Source organism: Aquirufa sp., assembly GCF_964796385.1.
In genome coordinates, this window is sequence record NZ_CBAUBA010000008.1 from 1 (window position 1) to 21,014 (window position 21,014).

Genomic DNA, 21,014 nt, shown 5'->3' on the forward strand with positions numbered 1-21,014 from the left:
CATCCCATTGCGTATCTGGGCGTAAATTGTCCCCTTCAAATAATAATTCTCCCCAACGGTTAAATATTTTCACATTTAGAATTCTTGTCCGAGCCGCATTTAACGGCTGTGGTACAAAACGATCATTCACTCCATCGCCATTGGGCGTGAAAATATTGGGTGCCAAAACGACGGGTAGGCATTTATCTTTAACCTCATATGGTTTATCGTAAATACAACCGTAACTATCACGCACACGCAAATCGTATGTTGTCGCATAGGTGACGTTCAAGGAAGGATTTGTTCCTAAGGGGAATCCTTTTTCTGTCCATAAAAATTCTAAGCTTGCGGGATTTGCAATGGGCCTAAGTTCTAGCAAACGCGTCGGATTATCCATACAAACGCTTGGATCAACTTTAGGAATAAAATTCTCTTTTGTGTAATAACGTAGGTCAATATCGCCTTTAACTTCACAACCCGTCGCATCATCACTAATTTTGACAGCATACGTTCCTTCTGTATTTACTGTGATGGTAGACGTATTTGCCCCAGTACTCCATTCATAGGTAAGGCCAGACAAACCGGGGACCTTATCTAGGATAGCATCCGGAAAGGTAATGTTTCGATTAACGCAAGAAGGTGTTGCGGATGTAGATATAAATAATTTATCCACCCGGCTGCGTAAGGAGAATGGCTTTAAATTTCGAATGTCAAATTCCTCAGCATCGAGAAAATAGCTTCCACAAAGTGTGAGTACTTCGACAACGATAACATACTTTTTAGGGTTTGGTGACTTATCGGGGTAGGAATAATTGATCGATTTTCGGTTTGAAAAATAGGCCTCACGAACAAGCGTTGGGTCTTGCTTGGTAATTCCTAAAATCGGATCGTATACCAAATTCGGCGAGGTTCTTCCCGAATAGGCATTACCAACATAAATAGACCAGTTGGCCCCCGTAATCTCCTTGTCCTTATCCTTGCACTTAGGGGGCTCAGGTAATTTGTAACTATAGGTTGTACCAGAGCAAGATTGCTGTAGTCCGCCACCTCCCGATGGCGTGGGTAGTTGAACAGTAGTAAAACCTCGACCCAAATTTCCCGAACCTGTAAATGTGGTGATATCAAAATTACTAGTAGGCCCAGGAATCGCCAGGCTGGTAAACAACACATTTGGCCGACGAATAAATGCAAACTTAGTCGTGTTTTCAATCGCGATGTAAAGTCGGGCTGAGTTATCAGGGTCCAATTTCAAATCCCCGAGGAGGTCAGTCGTTTCGTAGACAACGAATTTAGTTGCTTCAACATTCGCTGCAGTTAGGTCAAATTGCAAAATTTGGGATTTGATGGTTGATCCATCTCCACGTGTCGTAACATAGAGCACTTTACCGTCAGGTGAAAACGCAACACCATATACTTTTGCAGGCAGCGCACCCAGTTGGATTCGTTTTATAATCCGATTATCAAATTCTCCCGTTAACGTATCAAAGGGCATAATTAAGATTTGGCTTAAACCAAGGGAATCGTTTGCAATGGCCAGCCGATCATTTTTAGGCGAAAAAATAAGTGTTGAATTTGAAGAAAATGAAACATTGTAGGTTAGATTAAATTTGTTTGGCTTAGACAAACCTAAACTATCCAACTTATATCGGTAGATATTTTTGGTGCCTTCTTCGAAGGCATTGATCCAAAAGGCTTTCTCTCCAGCGCTTGTGATTACCAACTTATCCGTTGCCCCGAATGAGCTGATAGGAGTTGCCATTGAAGCTGAGGTAAATGGTACAACTACTGATCCCAAACCGCCGTTTCCAGAGATATCAAAAACACTGTAAAACAGTTGGTTTTTACCACCTACCCGTTTCATCCCAAAAATATAGTATTCAGAATCACATCCAGAGCAAGATTGCTTGGGCAAAATGGCCGTTGCTTGACTCAAATTTGTATCCCCACCTAAATTAGTAATTACGTTTCCGGAAAAAGACTTAACCATATCACCATTGGTATAAATCCCGCCTAAGGAATTATTTGCAGCTTTGATGGGAGCAAATATTAAAGAGGATGATCCTGCGGGGGCATTAAAACCAGGGTCAGGACTAACTGTGGGTGTACCACTCGTAAAGTTAATTTTGTTCCCACTTCCCATACTCCAAAAAGGGCTTCCGGAACCAGAGGAAGGACCGTTGTTTGTTTGGCAATACATCACGCGCAAGCGAGCTTCAGAATAACAGCCGGAAACAATATCTTTAATTTTAACTGAATAGCAACCTTCTTTGTCGACGGTCAATTGGTCTGTAGTTTCGCCATTCGGAAACCAGGTCACACTCAGATTCGATGGATTTGGAAAGCTAGACCTAGGTAAATTTTTGAATGCATTAATCACCGTAGTACCAGAACAAAGCTCTAAGGTGTCTTTGCAGCTGTCATTTCCTAAAAATGTACGAGGCATCTGAGTTATATAAACTTGCTTCGTATGTGGAATGGGAGACCCGACCGTGGGTCTAATCGTCACGCGCACCGTCCGCACACCGGGTCCTGTATAGGTATGAACTGCTGTGGGGGTAGAATACCTCGCACCATCACCCATATCCCAATCAAAAACAGTTCCTGTGGGGTAAATTCCTTCGACATCGCAGACCGTTTCGAGACCTTCTTGTTTTCCTTTACAATCTTGGCATGTCTTTAGGCAGGTATTTCTACATTGAATTTGTCCAAAGGCTGAGCTGAGGCTAGCCAAACAAAAGACAAGAAACAGGTAAAAACGAAACATGGTAAGGCGAAGTATAACGCGAAACAATCACAAAATAAGCCTTTAAATTGGTTTTTGAAAAACGAATCCACTAAATTGCGGGGCTACGCGGTAGACAATGAACAAAAAGAGGCATTTTGCGATCGTATTCTTCATCTGGTTGACTCAAGTTTTCTTGGTTCGAGCGCAGGATCCGCAATTGTCTCAAATGTACGCCGCGCCTTTATTGATCAATCCGGCATTCGCGGGAATTGATAATCAATCGAATGTACATTTTACGCATCGGAATCAGTGGCCTGGGTTAAATGCCAACTATCAATTTTCGGCTATTAGTGCCAATATTGCCTTGGGTAACCAAAAGAGTGGATTGGGGATTATCATGACATCGGATAAGCAATTCATGAATTTGCAAACCACGCAATTGGGGCTTCAATATGGCCACCACATTGACTTAGGAGAAGATATAAGGTTGTCGGCCGGCATCCAAACCGACCTATATATGCGGAGTTTAGATGCTTCCCAATTAGTGTTTGCGGATCAATTTCGATCCATCAATTATGGATTCATGCCCTCCTCGAACGACCCTATACAAACGCAGTTTCGTTCAAAGCATCAGTTTATTGATTTCTCATCTGGCGCCTTATTAAATCTCCGTAATTCGTGGATTAGTTTGACGGCGCATCACATTAATCGGCCGGACAAATCTATTTTTAATGGTACAGATGATCCGTTAAATACCAAATTTGGTATACAGATGGGAACGAAAATTATTTTTGAAGATCCATATTTGAACCGAACGACAAGTAATCCGTGGGCGAATAAAGAGGTGAGTATCAGTCCGGTGGTTCATTATAAAAAACAAGGAAAATTTGACCAGTTGGACATGGGAGCCTATTTAACTGTGTCGCCGTTGGTGGCAGGAGTTTGGTACCGAGGTATTCCTATTTCAAAAACAAATTACAATCGGGAATCCTTAATTTTTCTCTTAGGCTATAGGTTAGATTCTTTTTCGGTTGGTTATTCATTTGACATGACGATTTCGAAATTAGGGTCATCTGCGGGTGGCGCACATGAATTATCAATTGCGTATTTGTTGGATTTAGATTTATCGCGAAGTAAACGAACGAAACTATTAAACAGTAAATTGGCTTGTCCGAAATTTTAGCGAATAACTGACCATTCCCTAAACGAAGCGGTTTGAGACCAAAAAAATTAATAAATTGCATAAATTTTACGTTGACCATATGAAGTTTTTCCAAAAGGCAAACAAATCCCTTTTCCTTGTACTCAGTTTAGTATGCTTGTTGGCCGCTCACCTAGCCACTGCCCAGCAGGTAACTCAGCCCAAACGTAGTGTAGATGAATTATCTGATGAGGAGATTGCCTTGTTTATGGAGCGGGCACAGGCGAGTGGAATGTCTGAATTGCAGATTGAGCAAATGGCAAAGACACAGGGATATACGGCTTCTGATATTTCTAAAATGCGGGAAAGAATGGCCACGGTTGAATCTTCATCAACAGTCACCCCTACTTCAAAATCATCTATGCTTGATCCAATGAATGGGTCTTCTATGCAAGGAATGCAGGGTCTCAACTCGATGTATCAAAACAGTGCATTTGATTTGGATAACCAGCGCATGGCTCCTACAAACTTAAATCGAAAGCGGAGTACGATTGTTCAACCTTCAAAAACCTATTTAGAAAATCCGCTAACTATAGAAGAGCGGAAATTATTAGCCAAGCCATTGGATATCTATAACGATAGTTTAGTAGCGAGCTACAAGAATGTTCAAAAGAAATTGAGTAACGTACTTGATAAAAAAGTATTTGGGGCGACTTTATTTCAAACTGAATTACTAACCTTCGAACCGGACATGCGCATTGCAACGCCCAAAAACTATCAATTGGGTCCAGATGATGAATTAAATATTGCCATTTTTGGAGATGTGTTAGATAACTTTAAAGTCAAAGTAAGCCCAGAAGGAACGGTCAAAATATTAAATATTGCACCCATCTACGTAAATGGATTAACCATTGAGGTAGCTTCTGAAAGAATTATCAGTCGGCTTAGACAATTATACCAAGGCCTCAACAAACCGGGTAGCGGCTCTTCTGCTCAAGTGACATTGGGGAATGTACGCAGTATCAAAGTTACCCTTACGGGAGAGGTTACCTATCCAGGAACGTATACTGTATCTTCTTTAGCCACGGTATTTAATGCTCTTTACGTTGCAGGAGGACCAAGTAAAAATGGATCTTTCCGTAGCATTCGTGTTGTACGGGGAAACAAAGTTGTTCGCACCTTAGACTTATATGACTTTTTATTACGTGCCGATCAGACTAACAATATCCACTTGAATGATCAGGATGTCATCCGTGTAGGAGATTATGAAAATCGGGTTGAGTTAACCGGTGAGGTAAAAAGGCCGATGATTTATGAAATGGTCAAAGGAGAAACATTTAAGGATTTATTACGTTTTGCGGGTGGGTTTACAGAAAAAGCATATACCTATACAATCAATGTACGCAGAAACACCTCGCGCGAGATTCGTTTAATGAATATTACACAAGATAAAGTAGACTCATTTTTGCCAAATAACGGAGACATTTACACGATTGGAACTATTATCGAGCGCTTTGAAAATAAAGTGGAAGTGGAAGGTGCTATTTTCCGACCGGGAATTTATGCCATCGAACCTGGGCTGACAACTGTGAAAGATTTAGTCAAAAAATCGGAAGGCCTACGCGAAGATGCTTTTTTAAGTCGGGCTACCTTAGTACGACGCAAAGAGAATTACGATCCAGAAATTATGTCGATTGATTTAGGGAAAATTTTACGTGGTGAAGCAGCCGACATCCAATTACAGCGCGAAGATGTGTTGAAGGTTTATTCTATTACAAATTTACGTGAGAAGCGGTATGTCAACATTCTTGGTGAAGTGAATCAGCCGGGTGAATTTGAGTACAAAGAAGGAATGCGCGTGGGAGATTTAATTTTGATGTCGAAAGGCTTAAAAGAATCTGCAAGTTTTGCGAATTTAGAAGTGGCTCGTCGGATTATTAATCATGGCGATTCAAACAAAAATGCTGAAAAAATCGAAATCATCAGTTTAACTATTGATGGTAGTTTACAAGTTTCGAATGAAGGAAGCCAAATGGTTTTACAGCCATTTGACATTGTTTCTATTCGTAAAGCTCCAAACTATGAAGAGCAGCGTTCAGTACTCGTTGTTGGTATGGTCAATTATCCAGGAAGCTATGCCATTCAAAATAACAAACAGAAAATTTCAGATATCATCACGCGAGCTGGAGGACTACGTCCCGAAGGCTATTTGGAGGGGGCGAAATTAGTTCGTGGAACAATAACCGTGGGTGTCAACTTAAAAGAGATTTTATCAAATCCTGCCTCTCAAGAAAATCTTCAATTAATGGCTGGAGATGAATTGATGATACCACGCTTATTACAAACTGTTAAACTAAATGGAGCCGTGCAAAACCCATTAGCTGTATCATACAAAGAGAGTTTTACCCTAAAAGATTACGTAGCAGAGGCTGGAGGATATTCCATATTGGCAAACAAAAAACAAATTTATGTTACTTATGCAAATGGAGTTTCGAATCAGATTCGTAAGTTCTTAATTTTCAAAAAGAATCCGAGAATTGAGCCAGGTGCAGAAATCACAATCCCCGCTCTTCCTGAGAGTTCTAAGAAGGGATTGACAGCTGCTGAAGCAATTGGTTTAACTTCAAGTTTTATCTCAGTTGCACTAACCTTGATTACGTTAATTAATAATTTACCTAAATAATCGTATGTCTACAGAAAATAATATCCAAGAAACTGGAGAGATTTCGATCAATTTTGGTGAAATCTTTAAGTCTTTAAAAAATAATAGCCTATTAATTTTATTGATATCAGTCATATTTACAAGTATTGGAGGTCTCTATTCATTTACTCTTGATAACGAGTATGAATCAGTAGCAAAAGTACTCCCTGAAAGTACAGCAAATTCAGGATTATCAGGAAATCTTGGTGGATTATCATCACTTGCTGGACTAGCAGGAATTAGTCTAGGGAATGGACAAAGTAATGGAGATCTATTAACTCCAGGCCTTTATCCGAATATTATACAAAGTAGCCCATTTTTAAGAGAGTTAATCGTACAAAAATTATACAATCCAAAGACGAAATCTTGGGGTACAGTAAAAGATTATTTAAACCAAGACAATTCCAATGCTCCTATACTTTTCTTTAAAGAGAAAAAATCAACAAAGGTGTTGGATAAAGTAATACCATTGCGCGGAATGTCATCTGATTTATTGGCATTAAGTCCAGCAGAAACTAACGCTATGGGAATATTAAAAACTGCTATAAAAATTGAAACTGATAAAAAATCTCCGGCAATTTTAATCTCGGCTAAATTCAATGACCCATTAGTAGCAGCTAATATGACAAGTTTGATTCAGAATCAATTAACAAAATACATAATTAGCTATCGTACGGAAAAGTCGCGTAAAGAGATGCAATTTCTTCAAGCAAGACAAAACGACGCGAGAAAACGGTATGATTTAGCGCTATTTTCACTATCAAATTACAAAGACCAAAATAGAAATGTGTTTAAATTTGTAGCCAGGGACCAAGAAAAGAAACTACAATATGAAGTTGACCTGGCATTTAATATTTATTCAACACTCTCAAGCCAACTAACTGAAGCTAAAATAAAGATTCAAAAAGATACTCCATTGTTTAAAATATTAGAACCTGCCCAAGTTAATCCATCAAAAGTAAGCCCAAACCGAACATTGATAACACTAGGAGCCATGTTCTTTGGATTATTCATTTCACTCATTATCGTATTCTTCAAATCCGTAAACCTCAAAGAACTTCTAAGCTAATCCCTTCCGGAAAGCCCATAAAAAAAGCCGAATCTCTCGATTCGGCTTTTTTGTTATTTCAAGGTTCGTTTCACCTCTTTCATTTCGTAGCATTCTAAAAGGTCACCCACCTCAAGGTCATTAAACCCTTTGATCGACATACCACATTCATACCCAAATTTAACTTCCGCTACATCATCTTTGAAACGCTTCAAAGCTGAAATCTCCCCATCGTGAATCACGACAAAGTCACGAATCACACGAATCTTATGCGCACGTTTAACGGTACCATCTAACACGTAGCAACCCGCCACCGTACCAATCTTCGTAATTTTAAACACATCACGAACCTCAATATTGGCTGTATTAACCTCCTCAAATGCTGGGGCCAACATACCCTCCATCGCGGCCTTTATCTCATCAATCGCCTGATAGATAATCGAGTAATTGCGAATTTCAATTTGCTCGGTTTCTGCCAACTTACGCGCATTTTGGGACGGACGAACCTGGAACGCAATAATTACCGCATCGGAAGTTGACGCAAGCGCCACATCCGACTCAGAAACCTGACCCACACCTTTGTGAATAATTCGAACCTGAACTTCTTCCGTAGATAACTTTAATAAGGAATCCGAAAGCGCTTCCACAGAACCATCCACGTCACCTTTGACAATCACATTCAACTCGCGGAAGGTACCTATCGCCTTCCGACGACCAATCTCCTCCAAGGTAATGTGCTTGCGGGTACGCAACGATTGCTCCCGTATAATTTGCTCACGCTTATTCGCGATTTCGCGCGCTTCACGCTCATTCTCCAAACAAATCAACTTATCCCCCGCCTGTGGCGCGCCATTTAATCCCAATACTTGTACCGGAGATGATGGGCCTGCCTTTTTGATTTTATTTCCATGGTGATCAAACATTGCCTTCACACGACCATAATTGTCGCCGGCCAACATCATATCGCCCACATGTAACGTACCGTCTTGAACCATCATCGTCGTTACATACCCACGACCCTTATCCAATTCAGCCTCAATAACGGAACCAATTGCTTTCTTGTTTGGATTAGCGGTTAATTCAAGCATTTCTGCTTCTAATAAGACCTTCTCCAACAAGTCATTGATACCTAAACCGGATTTAGATGAGATTTCTTGGCATTGGTATTTACCACCCCAATCCTCCACTAACATATTCATGGCAGCTAACTCCTCACGTACTTTGTCGGTGTTCGCCCCATCCTTATCCACTTTCGAGAACGCAAAGACGATCGGCGCACCGGCAACCATCGCGTGATTGATAGCCTCCTTTGTTTGTGGCATGACCGAATCATCCGCCGCAATTACAATAATAACAATATCCGTCACCTTCGCACCACGCGCACGCATCGCCGTAAAGGCTTCGTGACCCGGTGTATCTAAAAACGTAACTTTCTTTCCAGATTCAGTCTCAACCGAATAAGCACCTATGTGCTGCGTAATTCCTCCCGCTTCACCCGCAGTAACCTTCGACTTACGGATATAATCCAATAAGGAAGTCTTACCATGGTCAACGTGTCCCATAATCGTGACGATCGGAGCACGCGGCAATAAATCGGCTGGATCATCAGGAATATCCAATTCAACCGCATCAATTTCTTCCTCAGCTGAAATAAATTGAACCTCATATGCAAACTCATCCGCAATAATCGTAATCGCTTCAGCATCCAAACGCTGGTTAATCGAAACGAACATACCCAAACTCATACATGTTGAGATAACCTCATTCACTGAAACATCCATCAAGGATGCCAAGTCACTCGCAGAAACGAATTCCGTAACACGCAAAACTTTTGCCTCCTCATCCTCAGCCATTTGACGTGCTTCCTCCGCATCCGCACGCTCACGACGCTTCACGCGACGCTTATCAGCACCAAAACTTTGCTTATTCGTTGCTCCTTGCAAACGAGCCATCGTAGCCTTAATCTGCTCTTGAATATCTTTATCCGATAACTCTTCCTTTACACCCGGTTTTGCCCCCGGCGCTGGCTTCTTACCAAAATCTTTACGGGCATTATTATTGTTGGCATTATTTTGAGCCCCCGGTGCAGGACGTGTTTGATCATTCGCTACTGGCTTCTTCTCTTCCTTAATGATACGCTTACGCTTATGCTTACTTCCTCCGCGGTCATTGTCAACCGGCAACTCAATCTTACCTAAAACAGTTAAACCCTTTAATGTTTCCCCTCTAGCTTCAATCAACTCAATTACCTCAGGTGGAAGGGATGCTAAATCCATTTCAGCCAATAGTTCTGCCGGAATAACCATTTCCTCCACCACTTTTGGTGCCTCTACGATCGGCTCAGGAGCCTTCTCCTTAGGGACAGGCTTAGCAACTGGTTTCACGGCAACAGGATTTCCTTTCTTATCTAAATCAATTTTACCTACTACCTTTAAACCAAATGGCTTTTCTTCAGCAACAGGCTCAAGCTTAGGCACTTCAACCACCACTTCCTTAACAGGTTCTGGTGCAGGCGCCTCCGCGACTGGTGCCGGTACTTCTTCAACCACTGGCGTAGGCTTCACCTCAATAGGAGCAGCAACCACAACAACCTCCTCCTCCATTTTTTTGGGCGCTTCCGTCTGCTCTAAAATTTGGCTGACGCCATATTCCTTCGCCACTAAAGTCAATTGCTCAAAATTTAGCTTCGCATTTGGATTATTGTCGACCTTATGACCTTTAGCAGAAAGAAACTGAAGGATCGTAGACGTTCCAACGTTTATTTGTTTTGCTACAAGGCTCAATCGCATTGTTTTCTCTTCTGCCATATAAATAATTACAAAATACTAATTCGTCAATGTTACATCTTACTCAAACTCTGAACGCAATACAGCCAACACATCCTCAATCGTTCCCTCTTCCAATTCCGTTCTACGCTCCAATTCCTCTTTTGATAAAGCCAAAACTTGTTTCGCCGTATCCAATCCAATCTTATGAAGTTCAGCTAATATCCAAGCCTCAATCTCATTAGAGAATTCTGTTAATTCTACATCCTCATCATCCAACTCATCCTTAGGGACATCACGGAAAACATCAATTTCATAACCCACTAACTTACCAGCTAACTTAATGTTTTGACCCCCACGACCGATCGCCATCGACACTTGATCCGAATTCAAATAAACCGAAATACGGCGACGCTCCTTGTCTATCGCCATCGAATTTAACTTCGCTGGACTCAACGTACGTGCCACCAATAACTCCAAATTATCCGTGAAGTTAATCACGTCAATATTTTCATTTTGTAATTCACGCACAATGCCGTGAATACGAGACCCCTTCATTCCCACACATGCTCCTACTGGATCAATGCGGTCATCAAACGACTCAACAGCCACCTTCGCACGTTCACCTGGTTCACGAACAATCTTGCGAATCGATATCGTTCCATCATAAATTTCCGGAATCTCCTGCTCAAATAATCGCTCTAAAAATACCGGGGAAATACGTGACAAAACGATGCGCGGTGTTCCATTCGACATCTCTACCTTGTGAATAATCGCACGAATCGTCTCACCTTTCTTAAAGCGGTCCTTCGAAATCATTTCTGATTTTGGCAAAATCAATTCATTGTCCTCATTGTCCAATAAAATCAACTCACGACCTAAAATTTGATATACTTCAGACGTGACTAATTCGCCAACTAAATCTTTATACTTATCAAAAAGACCTTCTTTCTCAATGTCTTTGATACGTTGGATCAATGTCTGACGCGCAGTTTGTACGACACGCCGACCGAAGTCCTCCAACTTAATCAATTCAGCCACCTCTTCACCAATCTCAAAATCTGGCTCAATCAACTTGGCATCCGCCAAAGGTATTTTATCAAAATCCCAAATATCCTCGGAATTGTCATCTACGATCTCGCGCGTACGCCACATCTCTAGGTCACCACTTTCGGGGTTAATAATGACATTAAAATTCTCATCAGAACCGAATTTCTTACGAATCATCGTACGAAATACTTCTTCCAATACCGCGATCATGGTCGGCTTATCAATGTTCTTTTCCCGAGCAAAATCTGAAAATGACGAAATTAATTCAACACTATTCATTGCTATCCTTACGTTTTTTTATTGAAATGATACTTGAACTCTTATTTTATCAACTGCCTGCAACGGAAACCATGTAGGCTCTTTTGCCACAACAGCACGATGTTTAACTGTTTTTTCGGTCAAAACCTGAATCGCATCAGCCGTATGCCCTTGCAACTCGCCCACCACCGGATCTCCCTCCTTCAACCAAACTTTCACTTTACGACCCGCATTTTTCTCAAACTGCCAGCCCTGTGTCAACGGAAAATCCAATCCCGGCGATGATACCTCTAAATTATACGCTTCCTCAATCCACGCTTCCTCCTCAATATGATGACCCAATTTCCGACTCAATAAAGCACATGCTTCAATCGTCACCCCCTCCATCGTATCCACCAAAATGGTCACCAAAGAACGCCTAGCACCAATCGTAACTTGTAGGTCCACCAAAAAAATGGGGCCCGCTCCGATATACTCCTGAATCCACGCGTTAATCTTTGTCTTTAAGTCTACCATCAATGCATTGAAAACAAAAAGAGGGATTAAAAACCCCTCTTCTTTCTTAAATTTCCGATGCAAAGATAAATAAATATTTCAATAAACCAAGAAATAGATCTGTTTCGCACATAAAACAGCCTTATCTAGGGCAAGTATCTTTACTAAAATTCGTTACTTGCGTTCCCATTTTATTTGATTACTAGTGTCAAAAAGTCTTTTCCTTTATTTCTTATTTTTCACTTGCACAGCTTATGCCCGCTCTGACCGCTTTCCCATACCCCCCAATTCAAGCATAAGACTCTTTTACATCCAACGAAGCTCCAATGCAAATACCGTTATTTATGATGCAAATCTACTCCCAAACAAAACACTAAATCCCAAAGATCCCGTATATACTTACTGGATTCGCTATGCTGAAAAGGGCCAAAAAGAAGAATTAAGCACCATTCAACGCACGTTAGCCTACGGCCTATACACTAACCCAATCTCCACCGAATCCAACACCTACGAAGGATATTTTCTAGCTTACCGAAAACGTAAATTTGTTGTCAAACTAGATACCAAAGGAAGTCCCATCGCACTGTTTCCAATCAACAATAAACTTCAAATCCTTAAACGCGTTTATGTGCACGTCAATGAATCTAATTTGATGCCAAGCGTGAACTACATTGAACTTTTTGGCAAAGATCCCGTTACAGGAAAAGACGTCTACGAACGCTTTATCCCTTAAAATCGAAAAATCAAACTCGACTGCACATTCGTGGGCTGACCAGCATATCCCACTAACTCTACGATTCGCTGGTTTAACACATTCTTCGCCATGACTTGTACCTTCCACCGACTAGAAAACGCGTACGAAGCCTGTAATTCCATCCATACATAACTAGGCAAATCCACCCCACGCGTGGTGTAGGTTTCATCATCAAAATAATAATCACGGCGTTCGCCAACGTATTGCGCGAATAAACTAACATTCAACTTAGTTGAAATTTGATAAGCTAAACGTGTGGAAAACTGGTGTTTGGGCCGACGAATCAACGAGGAATAGGTCGAATCTGTGGTTCCTACGATACTTTGAATATTACCACGGAGATAGGTATACGATCCTGTGGCAGAAAATTTAGCAGACGTATATTTAAATTCGGCTTCGATGCCTCGTGTTTGTTGTTTGGCAAAATTCGCATAGCGACCATAAGGCTCTACCGTCAATGATCGGAAAACGATCCCATCGCGAACGTTATTTTGAAAGGCCACAATACGACCTGACCATTGGCCCGCCGACTGCTCTAAACCCAACTCCCAAGTTTCGCCATACTCAGGCTTTAATGATTTGTTTCCATATGGGGAATACAATTGATACAAGGAGGGAGCTTTAAAACTCGTGGCATAATTGGCAAAAACCTTTGATTTAGAATTTGGAAGCCAATACGGGTTTACATTATAAGTAAGCGATTGGCCAAATAACGAATGCGAATTCCAACGAAAACCTGCCTCAAACCCAGCTTTTTCGCTCTGCTTTTGTAACGTAAAATAACTACCCCAAAGTTGGATTTTGGCTAAATTCGATTGGATCTCAGGCGAATCATACCGACCATAAGCACTGATTGAAAAATCGGCCTGATCTGTGGACTGTTGGCGCAACTCCGAACCAACCAGCCCAATCAACCCATAAGGCAAACGCCATTTGGCATATATTTCAGCCCCCTGATTCGTGCCCGAGTAGGTCGATTCATTGTAATTAGAATAGGCGTTCTCGGGGATATACAAGGAATCATTCCGAAAATTACGTCGGGTGATATCATGAAAAACACGTAAAAATATATCCCCAGTCGTAAACTGCGTATGCCATTGACCTCGGACGGCGTGATTTGAAGCAGTGGAGGTATAGTCCAAATCATCGCTAAATGGACCGGCATCTAAATTTCCTTTGTATTTTTCACCTTGGTAACTAAGGTCCCAATCACTTCGTTTACGCACCATACTACTTAATCGAACCCGTACATTTTGCTGATTAAAACCATCTTTTTCGGCTTGATCCGCAGCGGCCGAAAACCCATTGGTTGATGTATTTTGAGCGCTTACACCTACCTGTACTTGACCTACTTTTCGTTGCAATTGCACGGACTGAGCATGCGTACCAAGTCCACCACCTTGCAATGTAATGGCATTGCTCGATCGATCTGTGACTAAATTAATGACGGCTGCCATCGCATCCGAGCCATATAATGTCGACTGCCCACCTTTCATGATTTCAATACGTTCCAGATTTGCCAAATTAATTAAATTCCAATCCATCACCGATGAAATATGGGAAGGGTCATTTGCTGGAAATCCATCAATTAATAATAAAACATGGCCCGTATTTGCCCCACGAACATAAATTTCTTGATTTGTACCTGGAGCACTTCGTGAACCCACAACTGAAATACCTACCGTCTCTTGTAAAAGTTCCCCCAACCCTTTTCCTAGGCTTGCCTGGATTTGCTGACGCGAAATGATGGACACGACTTTCCCTGTCTGCGCAAGTTTTGCTGGGAATTTACTGGCTGATACTTGAACTTCGGCTAATGTGGAATCAGTGAAGTATTTTGTTTGCCCATGCATGGAATGATACCCACACAGGAATAGCGTAGCGATTGCAATCGCTGATTGTAATTTTAACATGTTTTTGCCCAAAGGGCGTGAAAATAAAAAGGTAATCGAACGCTCGACCCCAGCTCATCCACCGTAAAACAGGGTCAAGGATCATTTAAGGCAGGTCTCCTGACTCACTTTCGATTCTTTTCCGTCTTCCCAGCCGAAGCCAGTGACATGAGGTAGAAAAGCATTTTGAAAGTTTACAGTTGCGGGGACAGTTCCAGCATTTCACTGAATTCCCTATTAAGCAGCAAATCACGGATGATTTGGTACACCTTAAACTGATGCAAACTTAGTATATTTTATCTAGAAATTGATTTTTATTCCAACTTATCAACTTTGTACTCTGTCAATTCCCAAATAATTAACTTCTTTGTACCCTAAACCTACCCACATGGAAACAGTGACCCGATGCCTTTGGCCCGGAAATGACCCGCTTTACCAATCCTATCATGACCAAGAATGGGGAAAGCCATTGCATGATGACTATGCACTTTTTGAATTACTCATTTTAGAGGGTTTTCAATCCGGCTTATCTTGGATCACCATTCTGCGCAAAAGAGAATACTTTCGAGAGGCATTTGAAAATTTTGATTTTCAAACCTTGGCTAACTGGTCTGAAGAAGCACTCGAAAAGCAAATGCAAAATCCATTGATTATCCGAAACCGACAAAAAATCTGGTCTGTCCGGACGAATGCGCAAGCATATATTCGAATTCAGGAAAAATTTGGTAGCTTTGACCGATTTATATGGGCTTTCGTGAACGACAATCCCATTCAAAATCATTTCACTATACATGAGGCTTTGCCAGCAAGCACCGAATTATCGGAGCGATTAAGCAAAGAGTTGAAGAAATTGGGATTCAAGTTTGTGGGGCCCACCATCTGCTACGCATTTATGCAAGCGGCCGGTTTAGTGAATGACCATGTAAAAAGCTGTTTCTGTTACTCGAATAGATAATATGAATTCAAGGATCGTTATCATACCGACCTACAATGAGATCGAAAACATCCAAGCCATCATCGAAAAGGTGTTGAGCCTGAAGCCTGTTTTTGATTTATTGATCGTAGATGATGGATCCCCCGATGGAACTGCTGCAGAAGTCAAGCGATTACAAGCATTGCACCCGGACCGCATACATTTAGTGGCACGTAAAGGAAAACTAGGATTAGGTACCGCCTATATTGCCGGATTTAAATATGCATTGGATCAGGGTTATGCATATATTTTTGAGATGGATGCCGACTTCTCGCATAATCCAGATGATTTGGTTCGTTTACATCATGCTTGTCACGAAGAAGGAGCATATATGTCAATAGGATCACGGTATATCAAAGGCGTAAATGTGGTCAATTGGCCTATGGGACGCGTTCTGATGTCATATTTTGCAGGTTATTACGTACGATTCATTACCGGCATGCCTATTCAAGATGCTACAGCGGGGTTTGTTTGTTACCGCAGAAACGTATTAGAGACAATCCCGTTAGACCAAATCAAATTCATTGGGTATGCATTTCAAGTTGAAATGAAATTCACGACCTGGAAATATGGATTTAAAATGATTGAGGTTCCCATCATTTTCACCGACCGGACAAAGGGTACGAGTAAGATGTCGGCGAATATATTCAAAGAGGCAATTTTTGGGGTTATTCAGTTAAAAATTAGCAGTTTGTTTAAGCGTTACCAAGCATCGTAATGGACTACTCAATCTTAAAATCACTGCATATTATATTTGTTGTCAGCTGGTTTGCTGGCCTATTTTACCTTCCCCGCTTACTCGTTTATCATGCGGAGGCTCAAAGCAAAGAGCCAAACGAGAAAGCTATTTTATCAGCTCAGTTTTCCAAAATGGAGAAACTGCTATTTAACGCCATCATGATTCCGGCGATGTTTTTGACTTGGATAACGGGATTGATTTTAATTTACCTAGCATGGTGGGATTCATTCGCCTCGCACACCTGGTTACATCTCAAATTGAGTTTCGTTGTGGGCATTACAATCTTCCACTTTGTTTGTCGGCATTTCATTCGCCAATTCCAACAAGGAAATTTTATCATTTCTGGGCCTCAATTGCGAATGTTCAATGAAATTGCAACGATACTTCTTGTGGCCGTGGTGTTTCTTGTGGTCGCGAAAAATACCTTGGATATGATTTATGGGTTGGTGGGGTTTGTCATTTTTGCCATTGTAATTATGGCGGCCGTAAAAATCGTTCGGAAATATCGGACTAACGCATAGCGCGATCCATATCTCGTTTCACATCCTTCTCTTTAATATCATCTCGTTTATCGAATGTTTTCTTTCCTTTGGCTAAGGCAATATTCAATTTGGCATAACCCTTATCTGATATAAATAGGCGTGTAGGAATAATCGTCAAACCTACATTTTTCAGTTCCTTTTGCAGCTTGGCTAATTCGCGTTTGGACAATAAAAGTTTGCGATCACGTAAAGGATCATGGTTGTAATGTGTCCCTTCATCGTAGGCTGAAATATGCATATTGCGCACAAACAATTCCTCTTGAAAGAAAACACAATAGCCATCGGTTAGATTCGCTTTGCCTTGTCGGATCGATTTAATCTCTGTGCCAGTCAATACCAAGCCTGCCGTAAACGTATCCAAGAATGCATATTCGAAGGATGCGCGTCGGTTTTTAATTTCGACTTGTTTTTGAATTTTTTCTTTGGCCATGTTAAAACAAAAAGGCCACACAGCACAAACTGCGTGGCCTTCAAAACAAATAATTGATTACTTATTCCCTTTCTTAGCTGCGTATTCTTTGTTAAGACCGTCTACTAATTTTTGGGTTACATCTACTGAGGCATCAGCGAATAAAATACCGCCACCTACTTTCGAATAGCCCAAAACGAATTCATATTTATTTTCCTTGTTAACTTTTAAGACATATTCACGAATGTTGTTGTATAACTCTTCGTTTTTCTTCGCTTGCTCTTGTCCTAATTCCGCTTGCTTTTCTTGTGAATATTGCTGCAATTCTGCTCCTTTCTTCTTCAAGGTCATATCAGCAGCTTGTAATTGTGCTTGTGTCATTGCCGAAGCACGCTGTTGGATCGCTTGCAATTCAGCTTGCAGCGCACGCTCTTTTTGACCTAGGTCAACTTGCAAACGGTAGCCCTTATTTTCAAATTCTTTTTGTGCGTCTTTGTAAAACTGATAATTCGTTAATAACGAGTCGGAGTTAACAAACACGATGCGCTTTCCATCTGCTGTCGTTGCGCTAGCACTTCCACTTGTGCTTGGCTTAAATAATGAATAGCCTACTGCTATTGTCAAAATGGCTAACCAAACGTAAGCGATACTTGGATTTTTCACGAGATTAAATTTTTATTTTAAAAGAATGGTAAATATACAATGTCAAAATTGATTGTCCTAAAATTTTATTATTTCTGTCTTAAACGAGCGCCTGCCCAAACCCACAGTCCGGTTGTTAAACCACCTATGATTCCGGTCACCACATATAAAAGAGAAACTTGGCCCTTCAATGGTAGCAACTCCGCCATGCGCCCAGGTAGGGTACTCGGATGTCCCAATACCGTATAATAGGCCGTAATTACCCACAAAATAAACCCTGCCAAGAAGCCAACGATAAAAGAACCTTTTGTTTTCATGCCAACGATATACGCGATAACAGCCGCAGAAATACCCATGGCATACCAAGGTAAATACATACCAATTAAGGCACCCACAACAACAAAGACTAGAATTAATCCAAGCGAATATTTCATACTATTGAACAGATAAAGTTAATTTTTTACGAATTCTATTTGTTGGCTCTGTTGGCTTATCTAAATAAAGCAACGGCTTTAATTCCCCTTTGGCCCATGTATCTATTAAGTCATCATAATGCGCACTACCTGGATTCCCAGATTGTCCACCTGGGTAAATTCCAAAGGCCTTTGGGGTGCCTTTCTTTGACAATTCAACAATAAAACGCCATGATGGCCCTGTTTTGGTCGTTGTAGCATTGACCATTGTACCTCCACCTCCCACTGGAATATGTAGGCGACTTAGCGCATCCATTCCTGGTATTAAATGCCGCACACCTGTTTCTTTGTGTTTATTCCAAGCCCACTCATTACCCATGGGACCGTGGTGTTTAGTTAAGGAATCCAATGCTGCTTGAAATGAACTTGAGATAATATCCTGCATTGTTTCTTTTTTGCCCTTTGTCAAAACATTATCCCACCAGCGGGCCGTTCCTTCTTGTTCAATCAAATGAATCGTGCGATCCATATCAGGCCGATTCATTGGCGCTTTTTCATTTGAAGCAAATTCATCATCCCAAAGGAATGATTGCAAAGTGATTACCCAGGTTTCAAAAATAGTAGCTCCAATCGACTCAGCAGAATTTTGCAAATTCCATCGCTTTAATTCATCGATAGCTTTGCTATTGGAGCTAACCTGTGCAAGCAAAAGTGGCAATAGTTTTCTTGCCCGAATGTTAAAGTTGTCATTTTGTAAACCGCGCAATGAGTCAATGGTGATTTTACTCATGGCCGTAAGACGCTCATTGATGCGCCTTCCGCGCTCAGAAGGGGCATATTGCCAACCCATGTAATAGGGATAAGAGGCATCTGTAGAAAATTGATTTGCTGAACTTACGAAACCGCGTGCAGGATTTTTAACATGTGGATTGTGCGCATGCGGGATGAATCCTTGCCAGTCGGCAGCGGGATCAGTTCCATCCATCAAATATTTTCCATGCAACTTCGACTTCAACGGAAACTTCCCGTTTACCCACAGCGCGATATCACCTTCATTACTCGCAAAAACAAAGTTTTGTGCGGGGGCTGAATAATAACTGAGGGCCTGGGTGTAATCGGTGTAATTTTTAGCCCGATTAAGTTGATAGAAAGTAGTTAATTCTTGAGATTTTTCATGTGCAATCCAGCGTAAGGCATGGCCAACAGGGATGTTGGATTTGAACGCTTTTTCATGACTCAAGTAAACGACTGGGCCGTGGTGTGTAAAGAAAACCGTGTCCACAAAATCCTTTTTGCCTTTAATCTTGAATGTTTCAATCCGAAGTTTTGTTTTTTTCCATTGACCGCCGTGCCAGTACTCGAGTTTGGAAGCGTCTTTGAATTTAACTTGATACCAATCAAGCACATCTGAGCCTACATTGGTTACGCCCCATGCGATGTCCTTGTTGAAACCTGTAATCACATTCGGTGTTCCGGGCATAGTCGATCCATATACATTCACACCTGGGGCAACTAATTGAACTTGATACCAAATCGAAGGAAGTGATAAAGTTAGATGTGGATCATTAGCCAAAATTGGCATACCAGAAACCGTTTTATTTCCGGAAACAGCCCAGTTATTCGAGCCAATGTTCGGGTCTTTTTCGGGTGTTTGCATAGCACTTGCTAAACCCATAAAATCTTTGGGAGCTGCTGGAACGGGAACGGGTTTGAAATCAAGCGGGGTGCCGCTCGGAATAATCGGACTTTCTTCAAAGGGATAATTTGGGAATAAATTCTCTGCAACTTCACGACCGTATTGGCGTAAAATCTTAGTCATTTTTAAGTCATCCGTACCAGATGCTAATACAAAAGACATATTCTTTAGAAACAAAGCACTTTTAATGGGGGTCCAAGGTTCTGGTTGGTAGTTTAACAACTTGTATTCAAGGGGGAAATCTCGCTCCGATAAGCTCGAAATATAGGCATTGATTCCATCCGAATAAGCTTCTAAAGCGACCTTTGAAAGTGGATCTGCTTTCATTCCCTCAAAAGATTGCTCGGCACCATAAACGGAACCCATGCGGCGCTGAAATTGGTCAGACGCTAAACCTTTTTCTCCTACAATTTCAGAAATACGTCCCCCCGCAAAATGCGTTTGAAATTCCATTTGCCACAAACGGTCTTTGGCGGTCAAATAACCTTGAGCTAAAAATAAATCGTGATCATTTTCGGCAAAAATATGCGGGATTCCCATTTCATCGTAGACCACCTTAACAGGTTTTTGCAAACCCGGAATTTGCAAATTTTCTTCTGTTGGCTCCCCCGACTCAGGCGCTTCCGCATTGACCCAAAAACCATGAAATGGACTGAGAAATTTACCGAATGGCGGGATGGTACCCCAAGAATTTGACAAAACGTATGTTACACAAAGGGTGATCAGCAACGGGAATACCTTTTTAACTAAGTTCATAGAAACGATTGATGATGAACGATAAATTTTCTAAGA

General features: G+C 41.3%; 16 protein-coding genes and 1 riboswitch. Of the genes, 7 read left to right on the forward strand and 9 right to left on the reverse strand.

Annotation, left to right across the window (positions count from 1 at the left end):
- The coding region (locus tag AC1W6K_RS04175; protein ID WP_481946557.1) for a T9SS type B sorting domain-containing protein at nucleotides 1-2,743 on the reverse strand (2,743 nt) is incomplete at its 3' end.
- A gap of 97 nt (nucleotides 2,744-2,840) precedes the next feature.
- Here AC1W6K_RS04175 and AC1W6K_RS04180 point away from each other — a divergent pair.
- The 3 genes from AC1W6K_RS04180 to AC1W6K_RS04190 all read left to right on the forward strand — a co-directional run bounded on the left by AC1W6K_RS04180 (nucleotide 2,841) and on the right by AC1W6K_RS04190 (nucleotide 7,615).
- Nucleotides 2,841-3,887 carry a PorP/SprF family type IX secretion system membrane protein gene (locus AC1W6K_RS04180; RefSeq protein WP_481721842.1) on the forward strand — a complete coding sequence of 349 codons (1,047 nt, stop codon included), beginning with the start codon at nucleotides 2,841-2,843 and terminating at the stop codon, nucleotides 3,885-3,887.
- Nucleotides 3,888-3,966: 79 nt separating this feature from the next.
- Nucleotides 3,967-6,528 carry an SLBB domain-containing protein gene (locus tag AC1W6K_RS04185; protein WP_481946558.1) on the forward strand — a complete coding sequence of 854 codons (2,562 nt, stop codon included), beginning with the start codon at nucleotides 3,967-3,969 and terminating at the stop codon, nucleotides 6,526-6,528.
- 4 nt (nucleotides 6,529-6,532) lie between these two features.
- On the forward strand, nucleotides 6,533-7,615 hold the full coding sequence (locus tag AC1W6K_RS04190) for a Wzz/FepE/Etk N-terminal domain-containing protein (protein WP_481946559.1): 1,083 nt from the start codon (nucleotides 6,533-6,535) through the stop codon (nucleotides 7,613-7,615).
- Nucleotides 7,616-7,668: 53 nt separating this feature from the next.
- On the opposite strand, the gene infB is transcribed toward AC1W6K_RS04190, so the two are convergent.
- Genes infB through AC1W6K_RS04205 form a run of 3 tightly spaced genes read right to left on the reverse strand, consistent with a single transcriptional unit; the run spans nucleotide 7,669 to nucleotide 12,246 of the window.
- Entirely contained in the window at nucleotides 7,669-10,401 is a 2,733-nt protein-coding gene (gene infB / locus AC1W6K_RS04195; protein WP_481946560.1) for a translation initiation factor IF-2, read from the reverse strand.
- A 39-nt stretch (nucleotides 10,402-10,440) separates the two neighbouring features.
- A complete protein-coding gene (nusA, locus tag AC1W6K_RS04200; RefSeq protein ID WP_481721834.1) occupies nucleotides 10,441-11,688 on the reverse strand; it encodes a transcription termination factor NusA in 1,248 nt (415 codons plus the stop codon).
- Between the two features lie 18 nt (nucleotides 11,689-11,706).
- Nucleotides 11,707-12,246, reverse strand: a complete 540-nt coding sequence (locus AC1W6K_RS04205) for a ribosome maturation factor RimP (RefSeq protein WP_481946561.1) — start codon at nucleotides 12,244-12,246, stop codon at nucleotides 11,707-11,709.
- Nucleotides 12,247-12,367: 121 nt separating this feature from the next.
- Here AC1W6K_RS04205 and AC1W6K_RS04210 point away from each other — a divergent pair, with 121 nt between their 5' ends.
- Nucleotides 12,368-12,895: a DUF4833 domain-containing protein gene (locus AC1W6K_RS04210; RefSeq protein ID WP_481721830.1), complete on the forward strand. Its 528-nt coding sequence runs from the start codon at nucleotides 12,368-12,370 to the stop codon at nucleotides 12,893-12,895.
- On the opposite strand, the gene AC1W6K_RS04215 is transcribed toward AC1W6K_RS04210, so the two are convergent.
- Nucleotides 12,892-14,829 carry a TonB-dependent receptor plug domain-containing protein gene (locus AC1W6K_RS04215; protein WP_481946562.1) on the reverse strand — a complete coding sequence of 646 codons (1,938 nt, stop codon included), beginning with the start codon at nucleotides 14,827-14,829 and terminating at the stop codon, nucleotides 12,892-12,894. The two genes, AC1W6K_RS04210 and AC1W6K_RS04215, sit on opposite strands and share 4 nt — an antisense overlap.
- A 73-nt stretch (nucleotides 14,830-14,902) precedes the next feature.
- Nucleotides 14,903-15,096, reverse strand: a riboswitch (cobalamin riboswitch).
- Nucleotides 15,097-15,196: 100 nt separating this feature from the next.
- Here AC1W6K_RS04215 and AC1W6K_RS04220 point away from each other — a divergent pair.
- Genes AC1W6K_RS04220 through AC1W6K_RS04230 form a run of 3 tightly spaced genes read left to right on the forward strand, consistent with a single transcriptional unit; the run spans nucleotide 15,197 to nucleotide 17,041 of the window.
- A complete protein-coding gene (locus tag AC1W6K_RS04220; RefSeq protein ID WP_481946563.1) occupies nucleotides 15,197-15,763 on the forward strand; it encodes a DNA-3-methyladenine glycosylase I in 567 nt (188 codons plus the stop codon).
- Between the two features lies 1 nt (nucleotide 15,764).
- A complete protein-coding gene (locus AC1W6K_RS04225; protein ID WP_481946564.1) occupies nucleotides 15,765-16,499 on the forward strand; it encodes a polyprenol monophosphomannose synthase in 735 nt (244 codons plus the stop codon).
- Nucleotides 16,499-17,041, forward strand: coding sequence for a CopD family protein (locus AC1W6K_RS04230; RefSeq protein WP_481946565.1), 543 nt, complete (start codon nucleotides 16,499-16,501; stop codon nucleotides 17,039-17,041). The genes AC1W6K_RS04225 and AC1W6K_RS04230 overlap by 1 nt, the downstream gene beginning before the upstream one ends.
- Here the strand turns inward: AC1W6K_RS04230 and smpB are convergent.
- From smpB to AC1W6K_RS04250, 4 genes are all read right to left on the reverse strand, one after another.
- Complete coding sequence (gene smpB / locus AC1W6K_RS04235; RefSeq protein WP_395784867.1) at nucleotides 17,031-17,492, reverse strand: SsrA-binding protein SmpB; 462 nt, start codon at nucleotides 17,490-17,492, stop codon at nucleotides 17,031-17,033. The genes AC1W6K_RS04230 and smpB overlap by 11 nt on opposite strands.
- A 57-nt stretch (nucleotides 17,493-17,549) precedes the next feature.
- Nucleotides 17,550-18,134 carry an OmpH/Skp family outer membrane protein gene (locus AC1W6K_RS04240; RefSeq protein WP_481720256.1) on the reverse strand — a complete coding sequence of 195 codons (585 nt, stop codon included), beginning with the start codon at nucleotides 18,132-18,134 and terminating at the stop codon, nucleotides 17,550-17,552.
- Between the two features lie 68 nt (nucleotides 18,135-18,202).
- Complete coding sequence (locus AC1W6K_RS04245) at nucleotides 18,203-18,547, reverse strand: hypothetical protein (protein ID WP_481720254.1); 345 nt, start codon at nucleotides 18,545-18,547, stop codon at nucleotides 18,203-18,205.
- A 1-nt stretch (nucleotide 18,548) separates the two neighbouring features.
- Nucleotides 18,549-20,978, reverse strand: coding sequence for a penicillin acylase family protein (locus tag AC1W6K_RS04250; protein ID WP_481946566.1), 2,430 nt, complete (start codon nucleotides 20,976-20,978; stop codon nucleotides 18,549-18,551).
- Nucleotides 20,979-21,014 lie beyond the last annotated feature (36 nt).

What these genes read in the sequence shown, in the direction of transcription:
- AC1W6K_RS04180 (WP_481721842.1), top strand. Translation starts at nt 2,841, where the DNA reads ATGAACAAAAAGAGGCATTTTGCGATCGTATTCTTCATCTGGTTGACT.
- AC1W6K_RS04185 (WP_481946558.1), top strand. Translation starts at nt 3,967, where the DNA reads ATGAAGTTTTTCCAAAAGGCAAACAAATCCCTTTTCCTTGTACTCAGT.
- AC1W6K_RS04190 (WP_481946559.1), top strand. Translation starts at nt 6,533, where the DNA reads ATGTCTACAGAAAATAATATCCAAGAAACTGGAGAGATTTCGATCAAT.
- infB (WP_481946560.1), bottom strand. Translation starts at nt 10,401, where the DNA reads ATGGCAGAAGAGAAAACAATGCGATTGAGCCTTGTAGCAAAACAAATA.
- nusA (WP_481721834.1), bottom strand. Translation starts at nt 11,688, where the DNA reads ATGAATAGTGTTGAATTAATTTCGTCATTTTCAGATTTTGCTCGGGAA.
- AC1W6K_RS04215 (WP_481946562.1), bottom strand. Translation starts at nt 14,829, where the DNA reads ATGTTAAAATTACAATCAGCGATTGCAATCGCTACGCTATTCCTGTGT.
- AC1W6K_RS04220 (WP_481946563.1), top strand. Translation starts at nt 15,197, where the DNA reads ATGGAAACAGTGACCCGATGCCTTTGGCCCGGAAATGACCCGCTTTAC.
- AC1W6K_RS04225 (WP_481946564.1), top strand. Translation starts at nt 15,765, where the DNA reads ATGAATTCAAGGATCGTTATCATACCGACCTACAATGAGATCGAAAAC.
- AC1W6K_RS04230 (WP_481946565.1), top strand. Translation starts at nt 16,499, where the DNA reads ATGGACTACTCAATCTTAAAATCACTGCATATTATATTTGTTGTCAGC.
- smpB (WP_395784867.1), bottom strand. Translation starts at nt 17,492, where the DNA reads ATGGCCAAAGAAAAAATTCAAAAACAAGTCGAAATTAAAAACCGACGC.
- AC1W6K_RS04245 (WP_481720254.1), bottom strand. Translation starts at nt 18,547, where the DNA reads ATGAAATATTCGCTTGGATTAATTCTAGTCTTTGTTGTTGTGGGTGCC.
- AC1W6K_RS04250 (WP_481946566.1), bottom strand. Translation starts at nt 20,978, where the DNA reads ATGAACTTAGTTAAAAAGGTATTCCCGTTGCTGATCACCCTTTGTGTA.